Here is a 25,491-nt window from a genome sequence, read left to right as displayed (position 1 = left end):
GCGGAAGGATACGTTTTCCCTTGGCCGGGCGCGAACCGCCCCGAGCGCCCCCCCCCCATCACACCGGAGCCGGAAAACGCCATGTCCCAGCCGCACGCCCCCAGCAGCGCCGCCCAGCAGCCAACGGAACCGCGCACCGCCCCCCGCTTCGAGGCGGGCGTGGCCCTGCGCATCATCGCCCTCGCCACGTTCATCGTCCTGCTGTTCGTGGCGGCCATCATCGGGGGCTTTCTGCCGCACGTCCGGGCGGACGCCCTGCGGGCGCGGCAGGAGGAGTTGCGCCACCTGGTGCAGACGGCGGTGAAGCTGGTGGAAGACCACGACGCGCGCGCCGCCAAGGGCGAATTCCCGCAGGCAGAGGCCAGGCGCCGCGCGGCCGAAAGCATCCGGCAGATGCGTTACGGCAACGGCGACTATTTCTGGATCAACGACGACCGCGATCCCTTTCCCGTCATGGTCATGCACCCCACCGCCCCGGCCCTGGAGGGCCAGCCCCTGGACAAGCCCGCCTACAACCGGGCCACGCACTGGCGGCCCGCGCCGGGGGCCACGGCTGTGGATTACCCCGGCGGCAACCGCAACCTGTTCCAGGCGTTCGTTGCCGTGGCGCGCGAACGGGGAGAGGGACTGGTGGCCTACATGTGGCCCAAGCCCAAGCAGGGCGGCGGCGTGACCGAGGCCACCTACCCCAAGGAATCGTACATCGCCTACTACAAGCCGTGGGGGTGGATCATCGGCACCGGGGTGTACGTGGACGACCTGGACGCGGATGCGGCCTCGCTGCGGAAGATGGTGCTGGTCGTCACCGCGTGCATCCTGGGTGTTGGCGGCGTGCTGACGGTGCTGGTCACCCGTTCCGTGCGCACCCCGCTGCGCGCGCTGGTGGCCTATGCCCGCGCCGTGGCCGCTGGCGACCTGGACGCGCCCCTGCGTGGGACGTTCCGCGCCGAGTTACGCGGGCTGAAGGATTCCATCGCCACCATGGTGGAGGCGCTGCGCGCGCGCATCGACGAGGCGCGCACGCGCACCGACGAGGCCGCCGAACACGCCCGCCGCGCCGAAGCCGCCACGGCGGAGGCGGAGGCGGCCCGTATCCGGGCCGAACAGGCCCGGCGCGACGGCATGCTGGAAGCGGCCGCCAAACTGGAGGGCATTGCCGCCGCCATCGTGGAGGTGGCGGACACCGTGGGCAGGCAGGTGACGCTGGCCGGGGGCGGCGCGGACGCCCAGAAGACCCGCGTGGCCGAAAGTTCGCGCGCCATGGAAGGCATGGACGCCGCCGTGGCGGGCATGGCCGGGGGCGCGGCGGGCGCGGCCGATGCGGCCGACGACGCCCGGGCCAAGGCGCGCGAGGGCGCGGAGGGCGTGCAGCGGGTCATCGAGGCGGTGGCGCGGGTGGAGCGCGGCGCGGGCACCCTGCGCGAGAGCATGGCCGACCTGTCGCGCAAGGCGGACAGCATCGGCGGCATCATGGGGGTCATCAACGACATCGCCGACCAGACCAACCTGCTGGCCCTCAACGCCGCCATTGAGGCGGCCCGCGCCGGGGATGCCGGGCGGGGCTTTGCCGTGGTGGCCGACGAGGTGCGCAAGCTGGCCGAAAAGACCATGAACGCCACCCGCGAGGTGGGCGACGCCATCCGGGCCATCCAGGAAGGCACCACGGCCAGCGCGCGCCAGGTGGACGCCGCCGTGGAGGCGGTGACGCAGGCCAACGCCCAGGCGGGCACGGCCGGAAGTTCGCTGGACGAGATCGTGCGGCTGGCATCCGGCGTTTCCGCGCAGGTGCGGGCCGTGGCCACCTCGGGCGAGGAGCAGGCGGCGGTAAGCGCGCACATCGTGCGTTCGCTGGGCGACATCACCACCATCAGCGAGGACACCGCCCAGGCCATGCGCGACGCGGAACGCTCGCTGGACGACCTGAACGCCGAGGCGCAGCGCCTTGGCGACCTCATCGCGCGGTTCAAGGAAGGGTAGCCCCGTCCCGCGTGCGGTGGCCCCAGCCGCGCTGACCATAAACACGCACAAGGCCCCCGCACCGTTTCCGGTGCAGGGGCCTCTTCACTCTCTTTCCCGTGGCATTATCGCGCACCGTTTGCGGCGTGAATTTTGTTCGCTGGCAAGGAAGGCAAATCTTTCATGAAGGGAGCGTGCGGCAGCCGTTAGGCGAGGCAACGAGCCTTACGGATGGCGACCGCACCGCGCTCTTCGGTACGTGACCGGAATGAAAGATGATGCATGACGAAACCAGCGGGCAAAAATCCGCCGCAAACCTAGCGGGTCAGCTTGCGGAACTTGATACGGTGCGGCTGGAGCACTCCATGACGGGCACACGCGCTGCACGCGTGATGCCCTGTTCCACCGTGCGGGCAGGCGAAGCCCGCCTCGCCCGGCGCGGCGCTGCACGCCGCCGACCAGCCGTGTCCCCTCGGTCACGCACAAGGCCCCGCACCGTTTCCGGTACGGGGCCTTGTCATTCATTTCACCGCAAACCTAGCGGGTCAGTTTGCGGAACTTGATCCGGTGCGGCTGGTCGGCGTCCTTGCCCAGGCGCTTCTTGCGGTCTTCTTCGTATTCCGAGTAGTTGCCGTCGAAGAACACCACCTTGGAATCGCCCTCGAAGGCCATGATGTGCGTGGCGATGCGGTCGAGGAACCAGCGGTCGTGGCTGATCACCAGCACGCAGCCCGCGAAGTTCTCGATGCCGTCTTCCAGCGCTCGCATGGTGTTCACGTCCAGGTCGTTGGTGGGTTCGTCAAGCATGATGACGTTGGCGCCCGACTTCAGCATGCGCGCCAGGTGCACCCGACTGCGTTCGCCGCCGGAGAGCACGTCCACCTTCTTCTGCTGGTCCTGGCCCATCAGGTTGAAGCGCGAGCAGTAGGCGCGGGCGTTCACCTCGCGGTTGCCCAGCTTCACCGTTTCGTAGCCTTCGCTGATCACCTCGTACACGGTCTTGCCGGGGGTCAGCGATTCGCGGTTCTGGTCCACGAAGGCGAACTGCACCGTCTCGCCGATCTTCAGTTCGCCCGCGTCGGGCGCTTCCACGCCCGCCAGCATCTTGAACAGGGTGGTCTTGCCCGCGCCGTTGGGGCCGATGATGCCCACGATGGCCCCGGCGGGGATGATGAAGTTCATGTCCTCCACCAGCAGCTTGTCGCCCATGGACTTGCTGACGCCCTTGGCCTCTGCCACCACCTTGCCCAGGCGCGGTCCCGGCGGAATGTAGATTTCCAGGTCCGCCGCGCGTTTTTCGCTCTCGTGGCTCAGCATGGCCTCGTAGGCGTTGATGCGCGCCTTGCCCTTGGCGTGGCGGCCCTTGGGCGACATGCGGATCCATTCCAACTCGCGCTGCAGGGTCTTCTGGCGTTCCAGCTCGGACTTCTCTTCCTGTTGCAGGCGCTTTTCCTTCTGCTCCAGCCACGAAGAGTAGTTGCCTTTCCACGGAATGCCCCGCCCCCGGTCCAGCTCCAGAATCCAGCCTGCCACGTTGTCGAGGAAGTAGCGGTCGTGGGTGACGGCGATGACCGTACCGGGGAAGGTCTGCAGGAAGCGTTCGAGCCACGCCACCGACTCGGCGTCCAGATGGTTGGTGGGTTCGTCCAGCAGCAGGATGTCCGGGCTTTGCAACAGCAGGCGGCACAGGGCCACGCGGCGGCGCTCGCCGCCGGAGATGACCGACACCGGCGTGTCGCCGGGGGGGCAGCGCAGGGCGTCCATGGCCATTTCAAGGCGCGCGTCCAGGTCCCAGGCGCCCTTGGCGTCCATTTGCTCCTGCACCTTGCCCTGGCGCTCGATGAGCGCGTCCATCTCGTCCGGCTCCATGGGCTCGGCGAACTTGGCGTTGATCTCCTCGAACTGCTTCACGAGGTCCACAACGTCCTGCACGCCCTCTTCCACCACCTCGCGCACGGTGCGGGTTTCGTCCACCAGCGGCTCCTGCTCCAGGTAACCGATGGTGAATCCCGGCGCGAGCACGGTCTTGCCGTCGAAATTGGGGTCCACCCCCGCCAATATCTTCAGCAGCGACGACTTACCCGAGCCGTTCAGGCCCAGCACGCCGATCTTGGCGCCGTAGAAGTAGGAGAGGGAAATGTCCTTCAGCACCTCGCGCTGGCCGTGGCGCTTGGTGACGCGGATCATCGAATAGATGATCTTGTCCGGTTCGTTGCTCATGTGCATCCACCTTTCGGGGTTGTCTTCAGGCTTGGGGTTCCGGGGCCGCCGTGCCGCCTCTGGCCTTGCGGCGCGCGCAGGGCTTGGCCAATGGGCCGGGCGTGGCGGAAACGGCTCCGTTCGCCGTGTTCGGGGATATGCCGACGAAACGCGGCCCTAGTGCTTTTGCAGACCAGCGGGATTTTGTCCAGTGCGCGGAGCCGCGCGGGGCGGAATGCGGGTCGCGGGCTCGGGCCAGCCGGCCCCTTTGGCCGGAGATGCCCATCCGGGGGCGGCGACCACGCCCCGCCCCCCTGCCGCTCCGGAAACATCCGTGCTATGCTGGGGGACGTGACGCCCGTCACGGCGCAGGGCCAGGCCAGCCCCTAACCTGACCATGCAGGGCCAGCCACGCCGTGCCGCCCATACGACATCGCCGGACGCCCGGCCCACGCACACCGGACACACGCAACCCCACGGGAGGCCCCATGCATATCGCCCCGTCCACGTCCATACACGATCTGGTCACCGAGCACCCCTACCTCATCGACGTGCTGGCCGATTTCGCGCCCGCCTTCGCCAAGCTGAAGAACCCGCTCTTGCGCAACACGCTGGGCCGGGTGGCCACGTTGCAGCAGGCGGCGGACATCGCCGGGCTGGAGGTCAACGGCCTGATGCTGCACATCGCCCGTGGTGTGCTGGACCATTCCACAGAGGCCGTGACCATCGTGCCCAAGGGCGCGCCCGGCACCGGCGCGAAGCCCGGGCCCCAAGCAGGGGCCTCGCCCTGCGCCACCACCTGCGGCACGCCGTGCGACGCGGGGCAGGCACTCGAGGGTTCCACCCCGCCCCTCACCGACGCCGCGCGCATGGACACCCTGAAGGAGCTCATCCGCGAACTGCACGCCGGGGCGGACCCGGCCAGCCTGAAAGCGCGCTTCGCCGCCGCCGTGGGCGACATCTCAGGCGGCGACATCGCCCGGCTGGAGCAGGCCATGGTGGCCGAGGGCCTGCCCGAAGCGGAGATAAAGCGCCTGTGCTCGCTGCATGTGGACCTGTTCAAGGGCGCGCTGGACGAGGCCCCGGCCGTTTCCGCGCCCGCCGGGCACCCGGTGCGCACCTACATGGACGAGAACGCCAAGGCCATGGAACTGGCCGACGAGATCATCTCGCAGGTGGACCGCATGCACCGCACCCCCGGCGACCGCACCTCGCCCATCGACGAGATGGCCTGGTCGTTCAGCAGCCGCTACGTCCAGGAACTGCTGGAAGACCTGGCCCGCATCGAGGTGCACTACACCCGCAAGGAAAACCAGCTCTTCCCCCTGCTGGAGGAAAACGGCATCGAGGCCCCGCCCAAGGTAATGTGGGAAGTGCACGACGACATCCGCGCCCTGTTCAAGGCCGCCCGCGCGGCCATGGAAAACCTGGCAGCCACGGGCTCCGCGCTGGCCGCCCGCGAAGCGGCCGAGGCCGTGAAGGACATGATATACAAGGAAGAGAAGGTGCTTTTCCCCATGGCCCTGGAATCGCTGACCGAAGCCCAGTGGGCTCGGGTTCGCCACGGCGAGGACGAAATCGGCTACGCCTGGGTGACGCCCGGCGGCGAATGGACGCCGCAAGCAGCCGCACTGGCGGGCCTGACGGACACGGCGGGCACGGCGGGCCAGGCGCGCACCAGCGGTTCCGCGCGGCTCGTCCAGTTGGACACCGGCGCGCTGGCCCCCAACGTGCTCAACCAGATGCTGCGCAGCCTGCCGGTGGACCTCAACTTCGTGGATGCCGACGACCGGGTGGCCTACTATTCCGACGTGCCGCACCGCATCTTTCCGCGCAGCGCGGCGGTGATCGGGCGCAACGTGCGCAACTGCCACCCGCCCAAGTCGGTGCACATGGTCGAGGACATCCTGACCAAATTCAAGACGGGCGAACGCGACACGGCGGAATTCTGGATAGAGCTCGGCGGGCGGTTCCTGCACATCCGCTACTTCGCGGTGCGCGACACCGACTCCGCCTACCTCGGCTGCCTCGAAGTCTCGCAGGACGTCACGGACATCCGCGCCCTGAGCGGCCAGCGCCGGCTGCTGGAATGGAGCTGAGGCGGCGTGTTCCGCTTTCCACGGCCCGGCGGCTTTCGCCGGGCTTTTTCATTTTCTCCGTGCGGACGCCTTGCGATTCGCATAAAGTTATGTCCTAGTCGACCGAACAAGTCCCGTATGACCGCGCGGCGCTCCGCCGCCGACAATCCGTGAACATGCAGCCTTTCGGGGGCACACTCGATGACCATCCGCCAGAAACTCATCTACGGCCTTGGCGCGCTCACCCTGCTCAACCTGGTCATGGGCGTGGCCATGGTGCTGGTGCTCGGCGAGGTCAACATGCTGGTGGACGAACTGGTCTCCAAGCACGTCGAACTGGAGGAGACCGTCTACGCCATGCGCCACGACGTGAGCCAGCTGCGCCGTTACGAAAAGGACTCCCTGCTCAACATCGCCAACCAGGAACGTCTGCGCAGCTACCTGCCCCGGCACGAAAAGGCCGCCGCCGACCTTGCCGCCCACACTGACGCCGCCGAACGCAAGCTGCGCGCCATTCCGGAACTGGCCGAGATGCTGAACCGCATCACCACCATCCGCAGCCTGACCGCCCCCTATCTTTCGGCCTATGCCACGCTGACGCGCGAAGCCCCGACGGCTGGCCTTTCCGCCGAGCAGGCCAACATTCGCTTCGACGCCGGGCGCGAGATGGCCCACAAGCTGGAACAGGCCATCGACGAATTGACCAAGGCCACCATCGAGGCCACCCGCGAGCACGCGGAAGAGACCAACGACACCACCTCCATGCTGCGCACGGGCGCGGCCGTGGCTTTCTCTTTGGCCGTGCTGCTGGGCGGCCTGCTGGCCCTCGGCCTGTACCGCTCCATCCAGACTCCCCTGCTGGCCCTGACCGAATTCGGCAAGCGCATCGCCGACGGCGACTTCGAGCACAAGACCGCCTACCGCTTCACGGCGGAAATGGCCGCGCTGCACGAAACCATCACCCACATGGTGGACGCCATTCGCGAGCGGGTGGCCTACAACCGGGCCATCATCAACCGCGTGCCCGACCCCATCATCGTCACCGGGCCGCGCCGCAACATCCGCGCGTTGAACAGCGCGGCCTGCACCCTGCTGGGCCACGCCGAGGCCGACCTGATCGGCAAGCCCCTTGGCGACTACCAGGGGGCGGATATCTATGGCACAGAGCCTCCGATTGACAGGCTGGCCCGCACCGGCGAGGCCGAGACGCAACTGGACTTCACCCGCGTGCTTTCCGGCGAGACGCGCTACTTTCATTCCCGCGCGGCCACGGTGCGCAAGCCCGACGGCACCCTGGTGGGCTACATGGAAATCCGCCAGGACATCACCGACGTGAAGCGCGGCGAACTCGCGGCGCGGGAACGCAGCGAACGCATCGCCGGAGTGGCCCGCGACGCCGACGCCATAGCCACCACCGTGGCCGAGGCGGCGGACCAACTTTCCGACCGGGTGGGCGAGGCAGCGCGCGGGGCCGACAGGCAGTTGCAGCGCAGCACCGAATCGGCAACGGCCATGGACGAAATGGCCGCCACCGTGCGCGAGGTGGCCCGCAACGCCTCGGACACCAACAGGACCACGTCCGAAATGTCCGAACGCGCCAAGCAGGGCGCGGAGATCGTGGCGCGGGTGGTTTCGGCCATCGAGGGGTTGGGCAGCCATTCGCGCGACCTGCGCGGCGAAATGGAGCAACTGGGCGCCCAGGCCAGCGGCATCGGCAACGTGCTGGGGGTCATCAGCGACATCGCCGACCAGACCAACCTGCTGGCGCTGAACGCCGCCATCGAGGCGGCGCGGGCCGGCGACGCCGGGCGCGGTTTTGCCGTTGTCGCCGACGAGGTGCGCAAACTGGCCGAAAAGACCATGAACGCCACCCGCGAGGTGGAGGCCGCCATCGGGGCCATCCAGCTTTCCGCCCGGCGCAGCGCCGAGGCCACCGACGTCGCCGTGCGCGGCGTGACCGGCAGCCAGTCGCTGGCCAACGAGGCGGGCGGCATGTTGCAGGAGATAGTGCAGGCGGTGCAACAGGCCTCGGACCAGGTGAACTCCATCGCCACCGCCGCCGAGGAACAGGCCGCCACCGGCGACGAGTTGAACCGCATCATCGCCGAGGTCAACGAGATATCCGGCACCACAGCCATGCGCATGTCCGAGGCGGAAACCGCCATTGCCGAACTTTCGGCCCAGGCCGCCGCCCTGCGCCGACTGATGGAAGACATGAAGTGATCAGGTCGGCACGGGGCACAGCATTCCGCCCGCCCCGCCCATAATCACGGATTACCCTGATACCATTGTGGAATTAGCATGCCCCACCAAGGCCCCGGCACGCGCCGGGGCCTTTCCGTTGCGGCGGCATGGCGGCACGCCGCCGCCATGCCATTTTCCACCGTGCCGCAGTCCTCCGCCACATCCTTCACTGACATCCTGTCCGTGCCCGGTTTGTGCCCGGCGTGTCCCCAACTTCGATGGAACTCGGCCCCTCCCTTACAACCCCAGCGCGTCCAGCACGGCCAACCGCAAATCCTGCACGCTTTCGGCCCGAATTATGGCGTCTGCCTGGTCGTAGGTGATGGTGTTCAGGTCCAGCGGTTCCGGCTGCGGCGGTACGGACGCCGTCAGCCACGAGCCGTCCGGCTGCAACAACGCGCCCGGCGCGGGGCGCTGCTCCGCCACGGGCGCCGCGCCGAGGGGCAGGGTATGCTCCAGCCCGGCCGCCACGGCGTACAGGTCCGGCGTTCCGACTCTTCCGTAGGTCTGCATCAGAAGGCCCTCCGCACTTTCACGCGCGCCCTGGTGGCCGCGTAGGTCATGAAAGAAAGGTCGCCTCCCCACCAGAAGTGCCCGGTGTTGGTGCGCAACCGGATGAGCGACTGGTTCGCGGTCTTGGTCATCACGCCCATGTACTGTGATCCGGTCCAGCACAGCCCGCAGGGCACCCAGTAGTTCGGGCTGGAGGTCGTGTCGTACCCTTCCACCACGAACTCCCCGAACACGGGCGCGCCCAGCGGGTTGTCCATGACATAGGTGGTGCTGGCGGCCAGCGCGTTGCCGCCGTTCAGCGGCACCACGGCCTCCACCCCCGGCGCGAAGGGCGTGACCGCCGCCACCGCCCCACCGCTGACAACGGCCTTGCCCACGTACACCCGCTGCACCCGCGCGCCGTCGGCCCGGCGCATGATGTTTTCCGGCGGGCTGTACCAGTCCTCGTCGAAGATGGGCGCGAACTCGGTCATGCCGGTGTACTCACGGCCGCTGTTCAGGCACTCCACCTCCAGCACGTCGCAATCCACCGTGGCGGCGAAGAGGTGGCGCTTGCGCTCGTTGGCGGACCACGTGGCCCCGGTCACGCTGTCCACCGTGGTCTGGACGCCGTTGTGCGTAACCTTGATGTTCCAGGCGCGGGGAATGGCCAGCGCATCGTTCTCGCACACCATCTCGTAGCCACGCAGACGGCGCTTGCGGTTCATGGTCAGTCGCCACCACCCGCTGGTGACCCCGCTGGCCGTGTACCACGCCTGGTTGGTGGCGTTCCCGTCCAGCGCCTTCCACGCCGGGGAGCCGCCCCCAGCGTATTCGCTGCTGGCCAAAACCGTGCCCCACTTGCCCTCATAACCTGCGTAATTGCCGGATTCGGCCACGCCGCGCCGGGCCGAGCCATATTCGGGCGGCGTCTCCGTGGCGCCCAGCGCCAGCGCACCCGTGTCGGGGTTGCGCTCCACATACAGCCAATGGGTGGCCGCCGCGCCCGGCAGGGCGACGGAGAGGTTGCCGGTGATTTCCGACGCCACGCTGACGCCGCCGTTGCCGAAACACGCGGCGAACGGCGCGGCCGGGTCGGCCAGCAGGGTCACCACCAGCCCGGAGAAGGACAGGAAGTCCGGCAACGCCAGTTCGTGAAAGGGCGCGGCCATGGGAGACTTCATGCGGCAGCGCAGGATGGTCTGGGGCTGCTTGGCCTCGGCCCCGGACAGCCGGATGGCGTTCAGCGCGGCCAGCACGCCCGTCAGGTCCACGGGCGCTGCGCTCATGGGCGCATGGTACGCCTTGATGCACGACACCACCGCGATGTTGCGGGGGCGATTTTCGCTGGCGGTGGGCACCACGGCGGAGGCGTCAAAGCCGCCAACCCCGCCTGCCGTGCCGCTTGCGATTCCGGAAATGGCCACTCCGGTGGCCGCCCCCGTGAACGCGCCGGAAGGCGCAGACCCGGCGGAAGCAAGGCGTATGGTGCCGCAACTGCCGGTGATGTTCCGAATGGCGTCGCCCTGTGCGCTGCCCGCCGCGCGCCCGGCGTCCACCCCGCGCCCAAGGTCCGCGCCGCGTCGGAACTCGCCGCGCAGGTCGGGCAAGGTGGCGGAAAGGGCCAGCGCATCGCCGTTCAGGTAGGCCACCAGTTCGGGATACGCTTCCTTCGTCACCTCCTGCCCGGCGCACAGCAGAAAGCCCATCGGCACGGTGTGCACCGGAAAGTCCAGGATGGCCCCGATAGGCACGAACGCGGCGGACGCCAACACCTCGTTCCGCGCATCCGCCACGACCTGGTCCACGATATCACGCGCTTCCAGCACATCCGCCCGCGCCGCACCGGCCCGGTCGGCCTCGGTCCCGGCGTCCGTGGCCCGGGCCTCGGCATTCAATGCCGCCATCTCGGCACGGCCCACGTTGGCGGCTATGCCCGCCAGCAGTTCGTCGGAGCGCGTGGCCTGGTCGGTCAACGGCACCTTGACGCAGCGGCCCACCTCTTCACGCAACTGCTGGGCCATCAGCGTCAGCCGATCAAAGCTGCGTTCCAGCATTTCCGCGTCCAGCACGCCGGTGTTGCGCAGGTCCATCTCCTGCGTGAAGGGCTGGTCCAGCCACAGGGTAAGCCGTTCCCCCGCGCCCACCATGCCGGGCATGGCAGTCATGCGGCCCCCGCCGCCGGGCAGAGCGGCGACGGCGTAGTCCGTGCCGTAGGTCAGCACCCTGTCGCCGCCGATGCCGGTCACCACGGCCCGCACGTCCTCGGGCCGGTGGAACGGGAAGGTCACGGGCCATTCCGTCTGCACGCCGTCCCCGGCGTACTGCTCGACGGTAGTGGTCGATACGATGGTCATTTGGTCTCCTTGCGTGTCGATGACGCCCCGTGCCGGGGCGGACGCGCGTTCTAGGTGTCCAGCAGGCCGCGCGTGCCCCGCCCCGCGTTGCCGATGATCATGCCGGTGCGCCAGCCCTGCCGCGTGCGCGCCCACGGGTCGTCGGCCATGGCCTGCAACAGCGATGCGCTGCTGTCCGCCCCGGCGGCCTGGTATTCCAGGGCGCGCTGCCGCCGCTCAGATTGCCTGCGCACGTCCAGCACGTCGGACTCGGCCGCCGTGGACTGGTCCTGCAGGACATCGAGGGCGCTGCCCGAGCCCGCGTCCATGCCCGATGCCGCCAGCAGCGAACGCACGCCCGCCTGCTGCGCGCGCGACTGGCGCTTCAGGGCCCGCTCCGTCCGTTCGGCATCCAGCTTCGTTTCCTCGGCCTGGTAGCGGGCCTGCGCCGCCGCATTGCGCTGGGTGGCCGCCTGGTATTCCTTCTGGGCCTTGCTCGTCCGCGCGCTGTGCTCCCCCTCCAGCAGCGAGTAGCCGCCCTGGATGATTGCGGAAGCGACGAGCGCTTCGGTCACGCCGCACATGGTGCTCCTCCTGTGGTGGTTACGGTGTTTCCGGAATGGCACGGGTCAGAGGATGGTTGATAAAGGGATGGAACGGCGCGCCGTCCCGCCCCAGCGGCGCGGGGCGAGCCGCCACGGCAAAGCCGCACCGCGCCAGCCAGCGGGCCGTGGCGGGCCGTTCCGCCAGCGCCGGGGCGTGGATCATGTTCACCAGGCACGGCCAGGCGGCGCGCATGCGCGCCGCGAACAACGGCCCCAGCCGGGCCAGCGCCCTGCCCTCCGCGTCCAGTTCCGGGGTGCCGAACAGCCACGGCGCGGCCACGCCCGACGGGCCCGACGGGCCTGACACCCAAGACAGGCCGGGATACGGCCGCGCGCCGAACAAGGCCACGCACCGCCCCCCGCGCAGCACCGCCCAGCGCATGGGCGACAGGGCGAAGGCCCGCGCCGCCTCGGTCGTGGCCCCGCGCGGGCCAAGGGCCTCCAGTTCCGCCCGGTCACGCGGTCGCAGGGCGGCCAGCACCTCGCGCAGATGCACGCGCCGCGCCGGAACCACGGTGAGCCGGGTGCGCCGCCCGTCGCCGCCGGTACGGGCGAAGCCGGTGCGGACAGACGCGCGCTGGGCATGCACAGGGCCATCGCAAGGGGATGCGGCTGGCCGCGCCGGGGCCGTTTTCCGCGCCCCTGCGGGGGCCGTGACCATCGGAGAGGGATGCGCGCTCATGCCTCGCCCACCTCCACTTCGCTGATCACCGCCAGCACCGTCAGCGGCAACGGGTCGTCCTGACGGATGTGCAGCCCGCCCTGACTGCCCAGGCGCGCGTCCAGGGTCACCTCGCGGTCGCCGTCGAAAAGCGGCAGCGCCTGGCCCGGCGGATCCTGCGCGGTGCGAAACAGCACCTCGCGCAGGTGATCCGCGTCCGGCCCGGCCTTGAACCCGGACGAGCGGTACAGCCGCACCCGCGCCCTGCCCACCCGGCGCACCCGGCCCTGGCTGGGGCCGTCGCCCGCCACGAATTCCTGCGTCACCGGTGCAAGGTCGCTGGCATAGCCGAGCCCGGCGTGGATGACCGAGGCCGGGCGATCCAGTTCGATGCGCCCGCCGCTGACGGTGCGCGGAGGGTGCACCCAGCCGTCGGCCAGGATGGACACCTCGCGCCCTTCCAGATGTTCCAGCCCGCCCAGCGCGGCCACGGGCGGCCCGTCATGCGACAGGCCGGAATCCACGAAGAACGCCCGCGCCGGGGTGTCCGCCTCGAAGGCCGGGTCCAGACGTTCGATGTACCGCCGCTGCGCGCCGTCCACCTCGCGGCGCACCACCAGCCACAGCTCGTCGCCGCTGGCCGGGCCGGACGGCGCGCCGGGCACCACGCACAGCGCCTCCACCGCGCCGCCGGTCTCGTGGCGATGCCAGCCCGCCACCTGATGCTCGGCGATGAGGGTGAGCCCGGCCATGGCGCCGTCGTCCATGGCGCACCACACCACCGAATGGGGCGACTGCTGGTAGGCCCAGTCCACGATGTTGCGGCCGCGCAGCATGTGCTCGGCCAGGATGGTCTGGTCCGCGCCGGAATAGCCGTCCACGTCCAGGCTGTAGCGAAAGTCGCGCACCGCGCGCCCCCCGCGCTGCACGGCCAGCACCCCGTCGCCCACGGCCAGGGGCGGCAGCTCGGCCGACCCGCGCGCCGACTGGAATTCCAGCAGGCACGACAGGGGCGAGAACGGCTCGCTGCCCTGCCCGGACAGGGTCCATTCGCCGCCGCCGGTGCCCACCAGCAGCTTGCGGGCGGGCATCATCCAGCGCACGGCGCTGACCGTTTCCGAGGCGATGGTGACGGTGACGGCGTCGTCGGTCTGGAGCGGGCGCGAGACGTCCATGTTCTCGTAACAACCGGTGCGGCTGGCCCAGATGGTCTGCGGATGCCCGCGCGACCCGGCGAAGCACAGTCGCTGCTGCCAGAACTGCACCGACGAGGGATGGTCGTCCTCGCCCTCGAAGGGGTTGCGGTGTTCGGGCGGGCCTTCGGCGAAATCGGGCGCGCGCCCGGTGTCGGCATAGGTCTCGCCCGTGGCGGCGGTGCCCAGCAGGCCATACACCGACGCCCCGCCCCCGGCCTTGTAGACGCGGTATTCGCTGGCCCCGTCCACCGCGTTCCAGGCCAGGTTCACGGCGGAGCCTTCCGCCGGGGTGCCCGCCGTCACGACCAGTTCCGCCGTGGGCAGACCTTCCTCGCCCGTGTCCACGGACACGGCGGTGACCACGTAGCGGTGCTGGCGCGACCCGGACGGCGCGCCGGTGGCGCGCAGCCCCATGGGCGTGCCCACGCGCGGGCCGAAGTCCACCGTCACCAGCCGCCAGTCGGCGTGGCCGTGGCGTTCCAGCTTGCGCGGGGCGGCGTGCGGCGTGACCAGGTAGAGCACGTCGGCCGACTGGCACCAGCGCAGCGTGGGCAGGTGCTCCGCCGCATAGGGGGTCTGCACCTGCACGGGCGCGCCCCCCTCGGCCAGCACCAGCCCGCCGCACCACCACACCCGCATGCGCTCCGGCGCGAATTCCAGCACGTAGGCCTGTTCCTCGTTGAACACGAAGGGGACGAGCCGGGGCGACGCGCTTTCGTCGGCGCACGGCCCCATGAAGCGCAGCCCCGGACGCCGGAAGGCCGGGCCGTGCGGATGCAGCAGCATGTTGCGCAGCACGCGGCAGCCGCTGGCATAGCGGGCCTGGTCGCCCCGCGCGGCCATGAGGGGCGACAGTTCGCCCGCGTTGAAGCTGTTCTGGATCAGGGTGGTGCGGGCCATGGCTACCTCGCCGTCAGCCAGGGGTTCAATTCCACGGGGTCGGACGCGCCTTCGGCGGCGTCGGCCACGCGGGCGGCGTCCAGGGCATCCCCGAAGCGCTGGAGCATGGACTGCTCCAGCCGCGTGCTGTTCATGAGCGGCACGGCCAGCGCGGCGGCCAGGCGGCGAGCCAGCGCCTCGACGAACAATGCGGGAAAGCGGGCCGGGTCGGTGACACGCACGGTCAGCACCACCTCTGCCGGGGTCGCGTCGGTGTACAGGGTGCGCGCCTCCACCACCTCGAAGGGTTGGGAATCGCGCAGGCGGCGCACCCGCAGGCAGTCGCCCGGCAGGCGGTAGGCCCAGGCGAAGCCGAAGGGCGGCACCGCCGCCAGCGGAGCCAGCGAGGTGTAGCGGGTGGCGAAGTTCCAGTGGTGGCATTCCAGCAGTTCGTCGCGCGCCTCGGCGTAGTAGCGGGCGCACAGGTCCGCTTCGCGCGAGGGCTGGTCCAGGGCCACGATTTCGGGCGCGCCCAGGTAGCGCAGGGCCTTGTTGCAGACGGAGACCTCGCTGGTCATGACGGAACTTGTGGCCGCGCCGGGGGCGGAACTGGCGAGGGCGCTCATGACCGCCCCTTGCCTCGCGGGCGGCCCGCGTTGGATTCCGCATCCTCCGCCGCCGCCCGCTGCCGTTCACGCAGGTGGCGGGCCGTGGCCCGGCGCATCTCCGCGCTGGGCGGCGCGGCGGGTGCGGCCCGTTCTGCCGGTTTCGCCAGTTTCGCCAGTTTCGCCGGTTCCGCCGGTTCCACCTGCCCGCCCTGCCCGTTTCCGGCAACCGTACAGCCGGAACCGGCGGCATCGGCGAGGTCAGTGGGAACAGGGGACACAGGGGAAACAGGGGAAGCGGGGACAGCTTCCGCCCCGCTGCCCTGCCCTTCGGCGGCGCGCAGCATGCGGCGCAGGGTGGCATCGTCGGTGGCCGGGTCGAAGGCCACCCCCAGCAGGGCCAGCCGGGCGCGCAGGGCCGCCCGGCGGAAACGGCGCACGTCGTCCGCCGTGGGAGGGGCGCACGGTTCCGCCGGAGCGGGAAGAACGGTGGCGGCCGTCCCCCTGGTGCTTCCCAGCATGGGGTCCTCGTTCACGGCCAGGGCCACGCCGCCAGCCACGGTGAACGCCTCGGGGGGCGTGTCGGCAGGCGCTTCGGTCGCAACGCCGATGGCCGCGTCTGGGGCCGCGTCTGGGGCTGAACCAGGGGCCGCTCCATGGCCATCACGAATGTCTTCATTCATAGGGCACCTCCGTGCCGTGGCCCCCGCCCGTCCCCACAGCGGAGGACGGGCGGGGGGTTGCTGTGCGCTGCCGCGCTAGCGCGGCAGGTAGTCGAAGACGACGTCCACGGTACCGGAGGCCCCGGCGTCATCGGTGCCGATCACCACGCGCACGTGGCGGCGGCAGTCGGAGGGTAGGGGCAGGCGGCCCAGCACCTCGCCCCCGGCCCAGGTGCGCCCGCCGGGGGCGCTGCGCCGGAACGACACCGGCAGCGCGGCGAAGGCCACGCCGTCGTCGCTGTCCTCCAGCATCAGGGTAAGACTCTTGCCGTCACCCAGGGTGACCGGCGTGGCGGCCACGGCCGCCACCTCGGCCGCGCCCATCAGCGCGCCCGCGCGCTGCGGGCCGCCGTTGCCCACGGCCTGGGTGTTCTTGGGCAGGGCCTGCCCTTTGGCCAGGTGTTCGCCGTGCACGCGCAGCATGTGTCCGTACATGCGTCTCTCCTTGTTCATCGGCACCGCCGGGCGGTGTCCGTCATGGTGTTGTGGGGCAATGCGCGCCGAAGCGCCGCTACAGGGTCAGCGCCTGTTCGGTGCCGTCCTTGAAGTTGTAGGAAGTGACGATCTCGATGCCGTTCCAGTGGGTGATCTGGCGATCCATGTCCTTGCCGCCGGGCACGATCTGCAGCGCGCCAGCCTTGTAGCGGTACAGCAGGTTGCGCGCCCGCTCGTGCATGAACAGGTAGGTGGAGCCGGAGGTGGCGCGCACCTGGGCCAGCATGTCGTCGATCATGGCCTCGGTGGGCACGTGGTCGCGGCTCACGTTGACGATGGCCGCCACGCTGTGGGGGTTGGCGATCTGGATGCCCAGGTACGACTTCAGCCGCAGGCCGAAGACCAGCACGCCCTGGTACTGGCCGCTGGTGGCCTTGTAGAGGTCGCCGCCGTTGATGGGCTGCACGTCCAGCACGGTGCCCTGCTTGAAGCATTCCGGGCTGTACAGGCCACAGGTCTCGCCCTCCACGAAGCGCACGGCGATCATGGAATAGCAGCCGCCCGCGGCGGCCCCGGCATCGGTGACCTGGCCGTGGTCCAGGGCGTAGGCGCGGAAGTTGTCGTAGATGATGCGCTGTTCCGCCGACATGCCCGAGCGGCGCAGCACCTTGGGCATCTTCTTGGTGAAGTACTTCTCCTTGCCGCCGAACATGCGGGCGGTGTCTTCCGGCACCTCGATCTCGCCGCCCAGGATGGACAGGTCCACCTTGCGCAGGTTGCTGGTCACCTCCACCGAGGGCAACGGTGCGTTCATGTCCACCCAACCCGCGCCCTGCACCTCTTCCACGTCCTCGTACATGTTCCACAGGCCGTGGCTGGCCTCTTCGAAGGGGATGATGCCCAGGATGGGGGCCTCTTCGGTCAGCCCGTCCACCTGCTGCGGCTGCGTGGCCGCCTGTTCGTTGGTCAGGTCCTTCAGCGTCTTGCCCATGCCGGATGCCTCCTGGCGGTTAGCGTTTGGCGAACACGACGGTCCGCAGGAATTCCTCGGTGCTCATGGCCTCGCCGCGCGCGCCAGCCGGGCCGGACCCCGCGCCCAGGGAGTCCTCGCCCATGCGCTCGCCCACGAGGGCCATCACCTCGGCGAAGGCGGGGTGGTTGCCGAGCCCGGCGCGGACCAGGGGGGCCAGACGCCCCTCCATGCGGCCGTCCAGGGTACGCACGGCGCGGCGGGCCGCATCGATGCGCTCGTCGTAGCGGCCCTTCCACAGGGTGCGCAGCCCCGCCTCGCAGCCGTCGGCGGCAAGGCCGCCCGCCGCCTCGTGCTCGGCCACGTAGAAGTCCACGGCCGCGCGGGCCTGTTCCGGGGTCAGCCCCTGGGCGGCGCACAGCGTGCGGAAGCGGTCCGCCGCCGCCGTATCCACGGTGAGGTGGGACGGCAGGTCGAAGACGTAGTCGGCGACGGTGCGGGCGGACGGGCTGTCCGGCGCACCGGGCGCACCCGGTGCGCCCGGTGCGCCCGGTGCGGTGGTGGCTGCGGAGTCGCCGGAAGTGGCGGGCGTGCCTGAATCGGCCGCGCCCGGCCCGCCCGTCGGGGCGAAAAACACGGCCCTTCCCGTGGCGGCCGCGCCGCTTGCGCCAGCCACGCCAGTCGCGCCAATCGCTACCGGCGTGGCAGGCGCGGTGGGCAGGGATGCCGCCAGAGCCTGTGCCTGTTCCATGATGTCCTCCGTTGCAGGGTTGAAGTCCTGTCTGTTGAAAGCGTGTTCATCCGGCGCGGCGCGGTTCAGTCCCCCCGACCGTCGGGGGTCAACTGTTCCCCGGCCCAGCGCCGCGCGCCCTCCAACTGGATGCGCAAAAGGCTGGCCGGGTCGGCCATGGCGATTTCCGCCGTGCGGTCGCGGGCGTAGTCGTAGAGGGCCGCGGCCCCATGGATGGCGGGCTCGGGCCGGGACAGGCGGTCGTTGGCGCAGGCGGCGTCAAGCCAGTGGCGCAGCACGCGCACCCCGGCCCCGCCCCCGGCGCGCAGCACCGCCGCGAGGTCATCAAGGTAGGCGGCAAGGCGGGTGCGCTCCTCGCGCCGGGCCCGGCGGGCCTGTTCCACCTCGGGGCCGAGCAGGTCCGTCAGCAGATCGGAGAGCGGCCCGCCGGGGCCTTCGGCATCCGCCACGTCGCTGCGGGCCAGCAGGTCGGCCAGCACCGCGTCCGGGTGCGGCAAGGTTCCGGGCTGCCGCGCCCGGTCAGCCGCATGGGAAGGAACGGAGGTGTCGTGATGGCTCATGCGCGCGCCTCCGTGGCCTGGCCGCCACCGGCCGTCGAAGGCCTTGCGATCGCGGAGGTGGCCGAAGCGTCAGACGGCCCGGACGACGAGGACGCCGCCAAGGTTTCGCTTGCGCCGCCCCCGCCGACCTCACCGCCCCCGCCACCAGCGCTTCCCGCGCCAAGGGTCTTCGCCAGCGCCTGCACGGCCCCGGCGGCGCTGCGGGCCATGCCCGCCGCCTGATCCGCCTCGCGCGCGGCCCGCAGCCGGGCCACCTCGGCATCGGAACGCACCACCTTGGCGGGCACCCCGCCAATGGAGGCCAGTTCGTCCACGGCCTGCTCGAAGTCGATCTTGTCCAGCACGCCGGGCGCGGTGGCCGACAGGGCCGTGACCTCGGCCGCGAACTGGCGGATGGACTGCGCCGCCCCCATCCGCTGGGCCTGGGCCAGGGCCGAGACGTATTCCACCCGCATCTCCAGCCCTTCCAGTTCCGGCGGGTTGGGGGGCAGCGCCCCGGCCCGGCGCAGGATGCCGTAGGTGCGCGTCAGCAGCGGATCGAGCAGTTCCGTCTGGTGCCGCTCGATGACCGGGCCGAGCATGAGCAGCTTTTCCTGCCCGCGTTCGGCCACCTCCGCCGCCGTGACGTTGGAACGGTCGTCGCCCGCGAACATCAGGAAGAGATCGTTGAAGAACCCTTCCCGCACGGCCTTTCGCACGTCCTCGATCTTGCGCGTCACCGCCGCGATGTCCGGGGTGATCTGGTAAAGCGGGGCCACCGCCTCCGGCTGGCCCGGCGCCACGTAGTTCTGCGCGCCGGGGATGAGGTTGAGCCGCTGCTTGAACCCGGTTGGCACGCGCATGGGCGGGTTGACCACCTTGTGGATGGCCAGCAGCTGGCTGCGGGCCATCTCTTGCAGCATCTTCACGTCGGGCAGCACGTCCATGCCAGGCGAGCGGCCGTACACGTCGCCGCCGGTGACGTCCCAACGCGCGGTAAGGTGCGGGAACTCCTCGAAGCCCCCTTCGTGCAGCAGATCCCCGGCCGCGCCGTCGGCCTCGAACACCAGCGACTCGAAAGGCATGTGCTGGTTGCCGTCGCGACCGGGGCTGCGCACGGCGCGGGGCCGCACAAGATGCACCACCTCCACGTGGCGGTTGGGCTCCTTGCGCAGCATGCGCCTGGTGCCCGTGGAAAGGCGCGCCTCTCCATAGCGTTCCGCCAGTTGGCGGGCGGTCATCAGCAGGCGGCGGACCACGGTGTCCACGCGGCCCGCCGCGTCGCAGGCCCACGAGAATTCGCCGCAGGTCAGCGCGGCGAACCGGGTGAGCCGCTCCGGGTCCACCTCCTGGTAGAGGTCGGCGGACCCGAAGGCGGCCAGTTCCGTATAGAGCGCGTGGCTGGCCTGGTAGAAGTTGCTGCGGGCCAGCGCCCAGTACAGGCGCTGTTCCACGGCATCCAGCCAGCGGCGCGCCGGGCCGGATTCCGCGTCGGCCCCATCGGCCAGGCGCAGGCGGAACCACGGGCGCGCGGGCGAGGTAAGCCCCCCCTGCATGCCCGCCGCCAGGATGCGCACCGCGCGGGTGGCCGTGGCGTCGATGACGCGGCCGCCGCGCGCGTCCTGCGGGTCAGAGGCCGGGGCGCGCAGCGGGTCGCGCCCGTGCATGCGCCCGCGCCGGGGCAGGACGTAGGCGGCGATGTCGCGCCACGCCTCGTCCCACGGGGAGCGCTGCCGCTCCAGAAAGTCCACCGCCTCGCGGGCGTCGCGCAGTCGTTGGCTGGTCATGCCTTTCTCCTCACAGTCCCAGCAGCGTCTTGCGCTGGGTCTCGGGCGCGCCGGGCACGCCCAGCGCCCCGGTCAGGATGGTTCCTTGCCTGCCCCGCGCGCGCAGCGCGGCGCGGCGGGCGTCATCGCGCGCATCCTCGATGGCCTTGGCCTCTTCCTCGGCCACCTCGTCGGCGGCCGGGGGGGCCGACGGGGCCGGGGGATCGGGAGCCTTGTACGATTTGCCGCCTCCGCCACCCATGGGAATGCCTCCTTGCTGGGGTGCGCGGGCGTTGCGCGGGGCCGGACCATCCGGCCGCCACGGCCGCGCCGCGTGAGCAGGTGGTACACTCCGGTTTTCGGGCGGATGCGGCCGCAAGGGGGTTGCATGGGGGGCGGAAGGATGTACGGGCCATGCGCGGGCATGGTGCGGAAAACCCACGCCGCCCGCTCTGGACGGAAAGGGGACGTGGACGGAAAGCTGGCGGGACGGGCGAGGGGAAGGGGCAATGGGCGGAGAATGCTTCCAGCGGGTTAAGAAGAACCGCAAGGGAACCGATACAGGGTCATGCCGGAGCGGTTCCCGCCGTTGGCGGCGTCCACCCGGCATGGCCGGCATGGCCGACATGGCCGACATGGCCAAAATGGCCGACATGGTCGGCATGGCCCGGCATGGTGCGGCGCGCACGAAACGGGCCGGGCGCGGCGCATTCCCCTGCCGACCCGCCCGAGCAGGAGCTTTCCTGCCTTGGCCGCACCCCGCGAGTCCGGTTAGCAGAACAGGCGTTGCTACACATCCGCGTAACTTTCGAGGCTGGAATGCCCATCCGCCATGTGGCCCTGGCCGCGCTTTTCGTCGTTTCCGCGCTGTTTCCGCCTCCCGCGCGCGCCGCTGGCGTCGGAGAGACCCGGTACGAACAGGCGGGAGAACGCTACGACGTTTCCATCAGTTACCCGGTGCTGCGCCACGCGGCCGTCGACGCGGACATCGGGCGCGTGGTCTGGAAGCTGACCGACGCCTTCCGCCGCGTGGCTGGTCGCGGCCTGCCGCCGCAGCCCACCGCAGGCCCCCCCGGCGTGCCCCCGAATGATATCCCTAGTGCGATCCAGGATGCGCCCCCAACTCCATCCCCAGGCGCACACCCCGGCGCACCCCCGCCCGTACAGGCGAAAGGGGCGCGAAGCAGCGCCCGCCAGACGCCCGGCCCCTTGGGGGGCGACATCTACGCCCCGGCCCGACGCGACTGGATGACCGTGACCCACGCCGTCACGCGGCCGTCCGACACCGCCCTGTCCGTGGTCTTCGAGGTGCAGACCGGCCTGTGGTCTCCATGGTCGCCATGGTCGCCATGGTCGGCGGACGGCCCCGTGGTGGGGCGCGAACTGCTGGCCGTAAGCTACGATCTCGCGGCGGGCCGACGCATCGAACTCGACGACCTGTTCGGCGACGACGACTGCGCCGGTGCCGTGCTGGCCGCCCACCTGCGCCAACTGAACGGACAGGACGGCGACCCCGCGCGGAACGCCTCCCCGGCCAGGGCCGGTGGCGTGGCGCGCGCGGCCACGCAGGGCGGTCAGGGCGCGCAGACCCCGGCGTTTCCCCCGTCCGCGCGGCCCGGCGGCCAGAAAACGCCGGTCACCTTCTGGCTCACTCCACGGGGACTCATGCTGCTGCCTGGCGTCTGCTGCTGGCAAAACGCCGCCACGGGCGGCGCGTCCAGCGTGCCGGGCAGCTTCCCGGCCAATGAGCGCCGTGCCGAGGCGGATGCGCCCCTTCCAACGGAAGTGCCCATCGAACCGCTGCTGCGCTGCGCGCCGCACCTTTCCTACTGGGGCAGAAGCCGCTGACGCGGCGCGAGCCCCGCCCCGCCCGATCTCCCCGCCTGATAACCCCGGCCGCCGTGGGCGCCCGCGCCACGGGCCTTGCGGGGTGGGTGCGCATGCTGTATCTGGCACGTGGACATACCGGAGGTCTCCCATGCCGCGCGGCCACGCGCCCCGTACCCATCCCCACGCCCGGCCCGCCAGGCGCATGCCGCGCCCCCTGCTGGCCGCCGTGCTGGCCGCTGCCCTGCTGCTGCCCGTGGGCGTGCCCTCCGCCCCGGCCCCCGGCCCGGCTCACGCCCCGACGCCCGTGGTCGCTGCCCTTTTCCCGTCCCTGCCGCGCGAGGCCCACGCCGAAGAACCGGCCGCCTACAACGCCGGCTTCCGCACCATGGGCATCTGGATTCCCGAAACCGGCGAACGGCTGGACGTGGCCGTGTGGTACCCCTCGTCGCGGGCGCCCTCCGAAATCCACCTCGGAGACTGGACGCTGGACGTGGCGCGCGGCGGCAAGGAAGTGCCCGGCCGCTTCCCGCTGGTGCTCATCTCGCACTGCACGGCCGGTTCGCGCCTGGCCCACCACGACACGGCAGAGGCCCTGGCCCGCGCGGGCTTCGTGGTAGCCGCGCCCACCCACCCCGGCGACAACGGCAACGACACCTCTCTGCTGTTCCTGCCCGAGCAGATCACGGCCAGGCCTCGGCACATCAGCACCACCATCAGCAAGCTGCTGCGCACCCCGGAAACCGCGCCCATGATCGACCCTGCCCGCATCGGGGTCATCGGGTTCGGCACCGGCGGGGCCACCGCCCTCATGCTGGCGGGGGCGCGCCCCGACGGCAGCCGCTACGCGGGCTACTGCGAACGCACCACCCCCGGCGACCCATACTGCACCAAGTGGGCGGCCGAACGGCTGGCCCGGCTGCCGGAAGCCCTGCGCCCGCCGAAGCCCCCTGCGGGCGCGCCGGGAACCGCCGGGGCCGCCGCCACGGCGGATGCCGCCAACGCCTCCCCACCCCCCACCGGCACGGAGGACAGCCGCGTGCGCGCCGTGGCGCTGGTGGCCCCGGGCTACGGCATGCTCTTTCCCCGCGCGGCCCTGAGCCGGGTGACCATTCCCGTGGCCATCGTGAAGGCCGACGACGACGAGGTGAACCGCGCCCCGCTGCACGCCGACGCCCTGCGCGCCGCCCTGCCCCGCCCGCCGGAATTCGCCGTGCTGGCCGGGGCCGACCACTACGCGCTCATGGCGTCCTGCCCGCCGGGGCTGCGGCGCGACCTGCCCGAACTGTGCGGCGGCGTGGACGACGACGCCCGGCAGACCATCCACCAGGCCCTGAACACCCGGCTGGTGCGCTTTTTCCTGTCCACCCTGGGCGAGGCCGGTCCGCCCCTGCCCGCCCCTGCACCCGTGCCCGAGTCCGTGGTGCAGCAGGCCCCGCCCCCGGACGTGCCCGCCGCCAACGCCAACGCCACCGCGCCCAAGGCCAAGAAGGACGACAAACGGAAAAAGGACGCCAAGCCTCGCAAGCCGGATGCTCCCCCCGCGCGCGGCGGAACGCAGTAGGCAGGGGGGGCTGCCTCGGCGTTTCCGTCCGCGCCACCGCATGTCCGCATCAGGCCGCGACCGACCGCACCGGGGCGCGACAGCCCTCATCCGGCCGCATCTGGCCGCGCACCGGGCGCATGGGGACGTCGGCGGGCAACACCGGCTGACCAGTGGCCGGGGGCTTCGGCCACGCCAGTCTCGTTTGTCCCCGCAAGCCGCCATGCCTGCCGCCTGCTGCGCCTGTTTGCCCGCACCGCCCCGTGCGTGCGTCCTTCCTCCCCCGCCCGCCTGCCCACATCGTGAAATTTCCTGCGTCATCGCCAAAAAGCGCCCGCCCGGCGCTTTTTGGGCACCGTTTCTCTAGAGTTTCGACACACAATTAACCACCTAAAACTACTAATTTTTTATGCAAATCGCGCAAGCCGTCGCGCCATGGCGTGGCGGGGGATTCCGTCCCACGGCAAACGCCCCCTTGGCACACTTTGCAACACATTGAAATGTCACGCTTAAAAAAATATTTATGTCTGCCATTCCGCGCCCTTGACAGGGGCCTTTGGAATCAATAAAGCCTGCACACGTGGCGATACGCCATGCAACACCATCCGAAGGATTCACGGTAAACACCACCATGCGCGGCGACAACGTTCGGCGTGTACCCTGCCTCTCCATATCTTTCCGCACTGTAACCACATTCCGGCTGCTGGCTTCGCTGCTGGCGCTGGCTTTGCTTGCCGTTCCCACCGTCACCGAGGCGGAGCGCGGCGAACTGCCCGACACGCTGTCCGGCCATGGCCGGGCGGCCGTTGACGGCGCTGGCGACGCACGCCGCGTGGCCCTGCACGGCTCCGGCCCGCAGGCCCAGGCCAGCGACGACGGCTGGATAGACATGCCCGGCGGCTCGCGCCCGACCTACATCGGCATCCACGGCGGCACCGTGCCGGTCAGCCTGCTGGCCACGCGCGGCGGCAACACCATGGTGGCCATGGTGGGTGAAACCGGCAGCGACTTCCTGTACCTGCTGCGCGGTGGACGTACCCCGTCCGCCGCCAACGGCAGCGACCAGGCCGAGGCCGCCTCGGAACTGCTGGCTGCGGCGAGAATCTCCGAAAGCGGCCGCACCGCGACCACCGAAGCCCTGGCCGCCACGCGCCAGCCGCAGGCTCCCGGCGCGGCCACAGCCGCCATGCCGGAAGCCGGGGCCAACGGCACCGTGCTGTTCGCCTCCACCCCTGAAGGCAGCGTGCCGGTCATCTACACATCCGGCCGCTCTTTCGAGTCGCTGGACATCGCCCTGGCGGACTGGACCCCCTTCGGGCTCACCGAAGACCACGTGGTCACCGACGGCAAGGGCAAGATCGTGGCGAACAAGAAAAACGCCAAGAAGGCCAAGCAGGTGGCCCGGTCCACCAAGCCCGGCCAGGCCGACCCGGCGGACAAGGCGGCAAAGGCCGCCCGCAACGGCAAGCCCCGGACCGAAACGGGCAAGGCCGACAAGGCCCCGCGCCTGCCCCGCAATGAAAAGGGCCCCGTGAGCATTCAGGACGCCTCGGGCGGCATGCTGGCCGCCTGATTCCAACCCGGTTCCGCCCTGTTCCGTCCGTTTCCGCCCTGTTCCGTCCGGTTCCGCCCGGTTCCGCCCAGTTCTCCCCCGAACCTCCGACGCCCCCGCCCAGCGGGGGCGTCT

Annotated in this window: 20 protein-coding genes; 6 read left to right on the top strand and 14 right to left on the bottom strand. The window is 70.6% G+C overall.

The genetic code is table 11. The features are described from left to right. The first annotated feature begins 81 nt into the window (after positions 1 to 81). Entirely contained in the window at positions 82 to 1,977 is a 1,896-nt protein-coding gene (locus RVX_RS05180; protein ID WP_116305010.1) for a methyl-accepting chemotaxis protein, read from the top strand. A 516-nt stretch (positions 1,978 to 2,493) separates the two neighbouring features. On the opposite strand, the gene ettA is transcribed toward RVX_RS05180, so the two are convergent. After that, positions 2,494 to 4,176, bottom strand: coding sequence for an energy-dependent translational throttle protein EttA (ettA, locus tag RVX_RS05175; protein WP_007523131.1), 1,683 nt, complete (start codon positions 4,174 to 4,176; stop codon positions 2,494 to 2,496). A 467-nt stretch (positions 4,177 to 4,643) separates the two neighbouring features. On the opposite strand from ettA, the gene RVX_RS05170 reads away from it, so the two are divergent. Beyond that, positions 4,644 to 6,254 (top strand): DUF438 domain-containing protein, encoded by a 1,611-nt coding sequence (locus RVX_RS05170; protein ID WP_116305009.1) that lies wholly within the window; start codon positions 4,644 to 4,646, stop codon positions 6,252 to 6,254. Between the two features lie 180 nt (positions 6,255 to 6,434). Next, positions 6,435 to 8,456: a methyl-accepting chemotaxis protein gene (locus RVX_RS05165; protein WP_116305008.1), complete on the top strand. Its 2,022-nt coding sequence runs from the start codon at positions 6,435 to 6,437 to the stop codon at positions 8,454 to 8,456. Between the two features lie 258 nt (positions 8,457 to 8,714). Here RVX_RS05165 and RVX_RS05160 read toward each other — a convergent pair whose 3' ends face one another. The 13 genes from RVX_RS05160 to RVX_RS05100 all read right to left on the bottom strand — a co-directional run bounded on the left by RVX_RS05160 (position 8,715) and on the right by RVX_RS05100 (position 20,696). Beyond that, entirely contained in the window at positions 8,715 to 8,990 is a 276-nt protein-coding gene (locus RVX_RS05160; RefSeq protein ID WP_116305007.1) for a hypothetical protein, read from the bottom strand. Further along, the gene (locus RVX_RS05155) at positions 8,990 to 11,326 is read right to left on the bottom strand and encodes a tail fiber protein (RefSeq protein ID WP_116305006.1); all 2,337 of its coding nucleotides are present in this window, start codon (positions 11,324 to 11,326) and stop codon (positions 8,990 to 8,992) included. Before RVX_RS05155 ends, RVX_RS05160 begins: the two co-directional genes overlap by 1 nt. A gap of 50 nt (positions 11,327 to 11,376) precedes the next feature. Next, a complete protein-coding gene (locus RVX_RS05150) occupies positions 11,377 to 11,889 on the bottom strand; it encodes a virion core protein, T7 gp14 family (protein ID WP_116305005.1) in 513 nt (170 codons plus the stop codon). A gap of 19 nt (positions 11,890 to 11,908) precedes the next feature. Next, entirely contained in the window at positions 11,909 to 12,592 is a 684-nt protein-coding gene (locus RVX_RS05145; RefSeq protein ID WP_420192417.1) for a hypothetical protein, read from the bottom strand. Next, a complete protein-coding gene (locus tag RVX_RS05140; RefSeq protein WP_116305003.1) occupies positions 12,589 to 14,667 on the bottom strand; it encodes a hypothetical protein in 2,079 nt (692 codons plus the stop codon). The genes RVX_RS05145 and RVX_RS05140 overlap by 4 nt, the downstream gene beginning before the upstream one ends. 2 nt (positions 14,668 to 14,669) lie before the next feature. After that, positions 14,670 to 15,272: a hypothetical protein gene (locus tag RVX_RS05135; protein WP_230404400.1), complete on the bottom strand. Its 603-nt coding sequence runs from the start codon at positions 15,270 to 15,272 to the stop codon at positions 14,670 to 14,672. Continuing rightward, entirely contained in the window at positions 15,269 to 15,934 is a 666-nt protein-coding gene (locus RVX_RS05130) for a hypothetical protein (RefSeq protein WP_116305002.1), read from the bottom strand. Before RVX_RS05130 ends, RVX_RS05135 begins: the two co-directional genes overlap by 4 nt. 75 nt (positions 15,935 to 16,009) lie before the next feature. Continuing rightward, positions 16,010 to 16,408 carry a hypothetical protein gene (locus RVX_RS05125; protein WP_007523156.1) on the bottom strand — a complete coding sequence of 133 codons (399 nt, stop codon included), beginning with the start codon at positions 16,406 to 16,408 and terminating at the stop codon, positions 16,010 to 16,012. A 76-nt stretch (positions 16,409 to 16,484) separates the two neighbouring features. Further along, positions 16,485 to 17,399 (bottom strand): major capsid protein, encoded by a 915-nt coding sequence (locus RVX_RS05120; protein WP_116305001.1) that lies wholly within the window; start codon positions 17,397 to 17,399, stop codon positions 16,485 to 16,487. Between the two features lie 19 nt (positions 17,400 to 17,418). Then, positions 17,419 to 18,129, bottom strand: coding sequence for a hypothetical protein (locus tag RVX_RS05115; RefSeq protein WP_116305000.1), 711 nt, complete (start codon positions 18,127 to 18,129; stop codon positions 17,419 to 17,421). Positions 18,130 to 18,194: 65 nt separating this feature from the next. Then, a complete protein-coding gene (locus RVX_RS05110) occupies positions 18,195 to 18,689 on the bottom strand; it encodes a hypothetical protein (RefSeq protein ID WP_116304999.1) in 495 nt (164 codons plus the stop codon). Continuing rightward, positions 18,686 to 20,455, bottom strand: coding sequence for a portal protein (locus RVX_RS05105; protein ID WP_116304998.1), 1,770 nt, complete (start codon positions 20,453 to 20,455; stop codon positions 18,686 to 18,688). The genes RVX_RS05110 and RVX_RS05105 overlap by 4 nt, the downstream gene beginning before the upstream one ends. 10 nt (positions 20,456 to 20,465) lie before the next feature. Next, positions 20,466 to 20,696, bottom strand: coding sequence for a hypothetical protein (locus tag RVX_RS05100; RefSeq protein ID WP_116304997.1), 231 nt, complete (start codon positions 20,694 to 20,696; stop codon positions 20,466 to 20,468). A 557-nt stretch (positions 20,697 to 21,253) separates the two neighbouring features. Between RVX_RS05100 and RVX_RS05095 the strand changes: the two genes are divergently transcribed. From RVX_RS05095 to RVX_RS05085, 3 genes are all read left to right on the top strand, one after another. Further along, positions 21,254 to 22,282, top strand: coding sequence for a hypothetical protein (locus RVX_RS05095; protein ID WP_147307509.1), 1,029 nt, complete (start codon positions 21,254 to 21,256; stop codon positions 22,280 to 22,282). A gap of 130 nt (positions 22,283 to 22,412) precedes the next feature. After that, a complete protein-coding gene (locus RVX_RS05090; protein WP_116304995.1) occupies positions 22,413 to 23,825 on the top strand; it encodes an alpha/beta hydrolase family protein in 1,413 nt (470 codons plus the stop codon). A 706-nt stretch (positions 23,826 to 24,531) separates the two neighbouring features. Beyond that, complete coding sequence (locus RVX_RS05085) at positions 24,532 to 25,377, top strand: hypothetical protein (protein ID WP_230404399.1); 846 nt, start codon at positions 24,532 to 24,534, stop codon at positions 25,375 to 25,377. Positions 25,378 to 25,491: the final 114 nt, after the last annotated feature.

Origin of the sequence: Nitratidesulfovibrio sp. HK-II, assembly GCF_003402415.2 — a bacterium.
Taxonomy (GTDB): Bacteria; Desulfobacterota; Desulfovibrionia; order Desulfovibrionales; family Desulfovibrionaceae; genus Cupidesulfovibrio.
The sequence above is the reverse complement of the archived record's forward strand: the minus strand, read 5'-3'. Positions and strand labels throughout refer to the sequence as shown.

What these genes read in the sequence shown, in the direction of transcription:
- RVX_RS05145 (WP_420192417.1), bottom strand. Translation starts at nt 12,592, where the DNA reads ATGAGCGCGCATCCCTCTCCGATGGTCACGGCCCCCGCAGGGGCGCGG.
- RVX_RS05150 (WP_116305005.1), bottom strand. Translation starts at nt 11,889, where the DNA reads ATGTGCGGCGTGACCGAAGCGCTCGTCGCTTCCGCAATCATCCAGGGC.
- RVX_RS05165 (WP_116305008.1), top strand. Translation starts at nt 6,435, where the DNA reads ATGACCATCCGCCAGAAACTCATCTACGGCCTTGGCGCGCTCACCCTG.
- RVX_RS05120 (WP_116305001.1), bottom strand. Translation starts at nt 17,399, where the DNA reads ATGGGCAAGACGCTGAAGGACCTGACCAACGAACAGGCGGCCACGCAG.
- RVX_RS05135 (WP_230404400.1), bottom strand. Translation starts at nt 15,272, where the DNA reads ATGAGCGCCCTCGCCAGTTCCGCCCCCGGCGCGGCCACAAGTTCCGTC.
- RVX_RS05180 (WP_116305010.1), top strand. Translation starts at nt 82, where the DNA reads ATGTCCCAGCCGCACGCCCCCAGCAGCGCCGCCCAGCAGCCAACGGAA.
- RVX_RS05115 (WP_116305000.1), bottom strand. Translation starts at nt 18,129, where the DNA reads ATGGAACAGGCACAGGCTCTGGCGGCATCCCTGCCCACCGCGCCTGCC.
- RVX_RS05125 (WP_007523156.1), bottom strand. Translation starts at nt 16,408, where the DNA reads ATGTACGGACACATGCTGCGCGTGCACGGCGAACACCTGGCCAAAGGG.
- RVX_RS05170 (WP_116305009.1), top strand. Translation starts at nt 4,644, where the DNA reads ATGCATATCGCCCCGTCCACGTCCATACACGATCTGGTCACCGAGCAC.
- RVX_RS05140 (WP_116305003.1), bottom strand. Translation starts at nt 14,667, where the DNA reads ATGGCCCGCACCACCCTGATCCAGAACAGCTTCAACGCGGGCGAACTG.
- RVX_RS05105 (WP_116304998.1), bottom strand. Translation starts at nt 20,455, where the DNA reads ATGACCAGCCAACGACTGCGCGACGCCCGCGAGGCGGTGGACTTTCTG.
- ettA (WP_007523131.1), bottom strand. Translation starts at nt 4,176, where the DNA reads ATGAGCAACGAACCGGACAAGATCATCTATTCGATGATCCGCGTCACC.
- RVX_RS05100 (WP_116304997.1), bottom strand. Translation starts at nt 20,696, where the DNA reads ATGGGTGGCGGAGGCGGCAAATCGTACAAGGCTCCCGATCCCCCGGCC.
- RVX_RS05155 (WP_116305006.1), bottom strand. Translation starts at nt 11,326, where the DNA reads ATGACCATCGTATCGACCACTACCGTCGAGCAGTACGCCGGGGACGGC.
- RVX_RS05130 (WP_116305002.1), bottom strand. Translation starts at nt 15,934, where the DNA reads ATGAATGAAGACATTCGTGATGGCCATGGAGCGGCCCCTGGTTCAGCC.
- RVX_RS05095 (WP_147307509.1), top strand. Translation starts at nt 21,254, where the DNA reads ATGCCCATCCGCCATGTGGCCCTGGCCGCGCTTTTCGTCGTTTCCGCG.
- RVX_RS05090 (WP_116304995.1), top strand. Translation starts at nt 22,413, where the DNA reads ATGCCGCGCGGCCACGCGCCCCGTACCCATCCCCACGCCCGGCCCGCC.
- RVX_RS05110 (WP_116304999.1), bottom strand. Translation starts at nt 18,689, where the DNA reads ATGAGCCATCACGACACCTCCGTTCCTTCCCATGCGGCTGACCGGGCG.
- RVX_RS05160 (WP_116305007.1), bottom strand. Translation starts at nt 8,990, where the DNA reads ATGCAGACCTACGGAAGAGTCGGAACGCCGGACCTGTACGCCGTGGCG.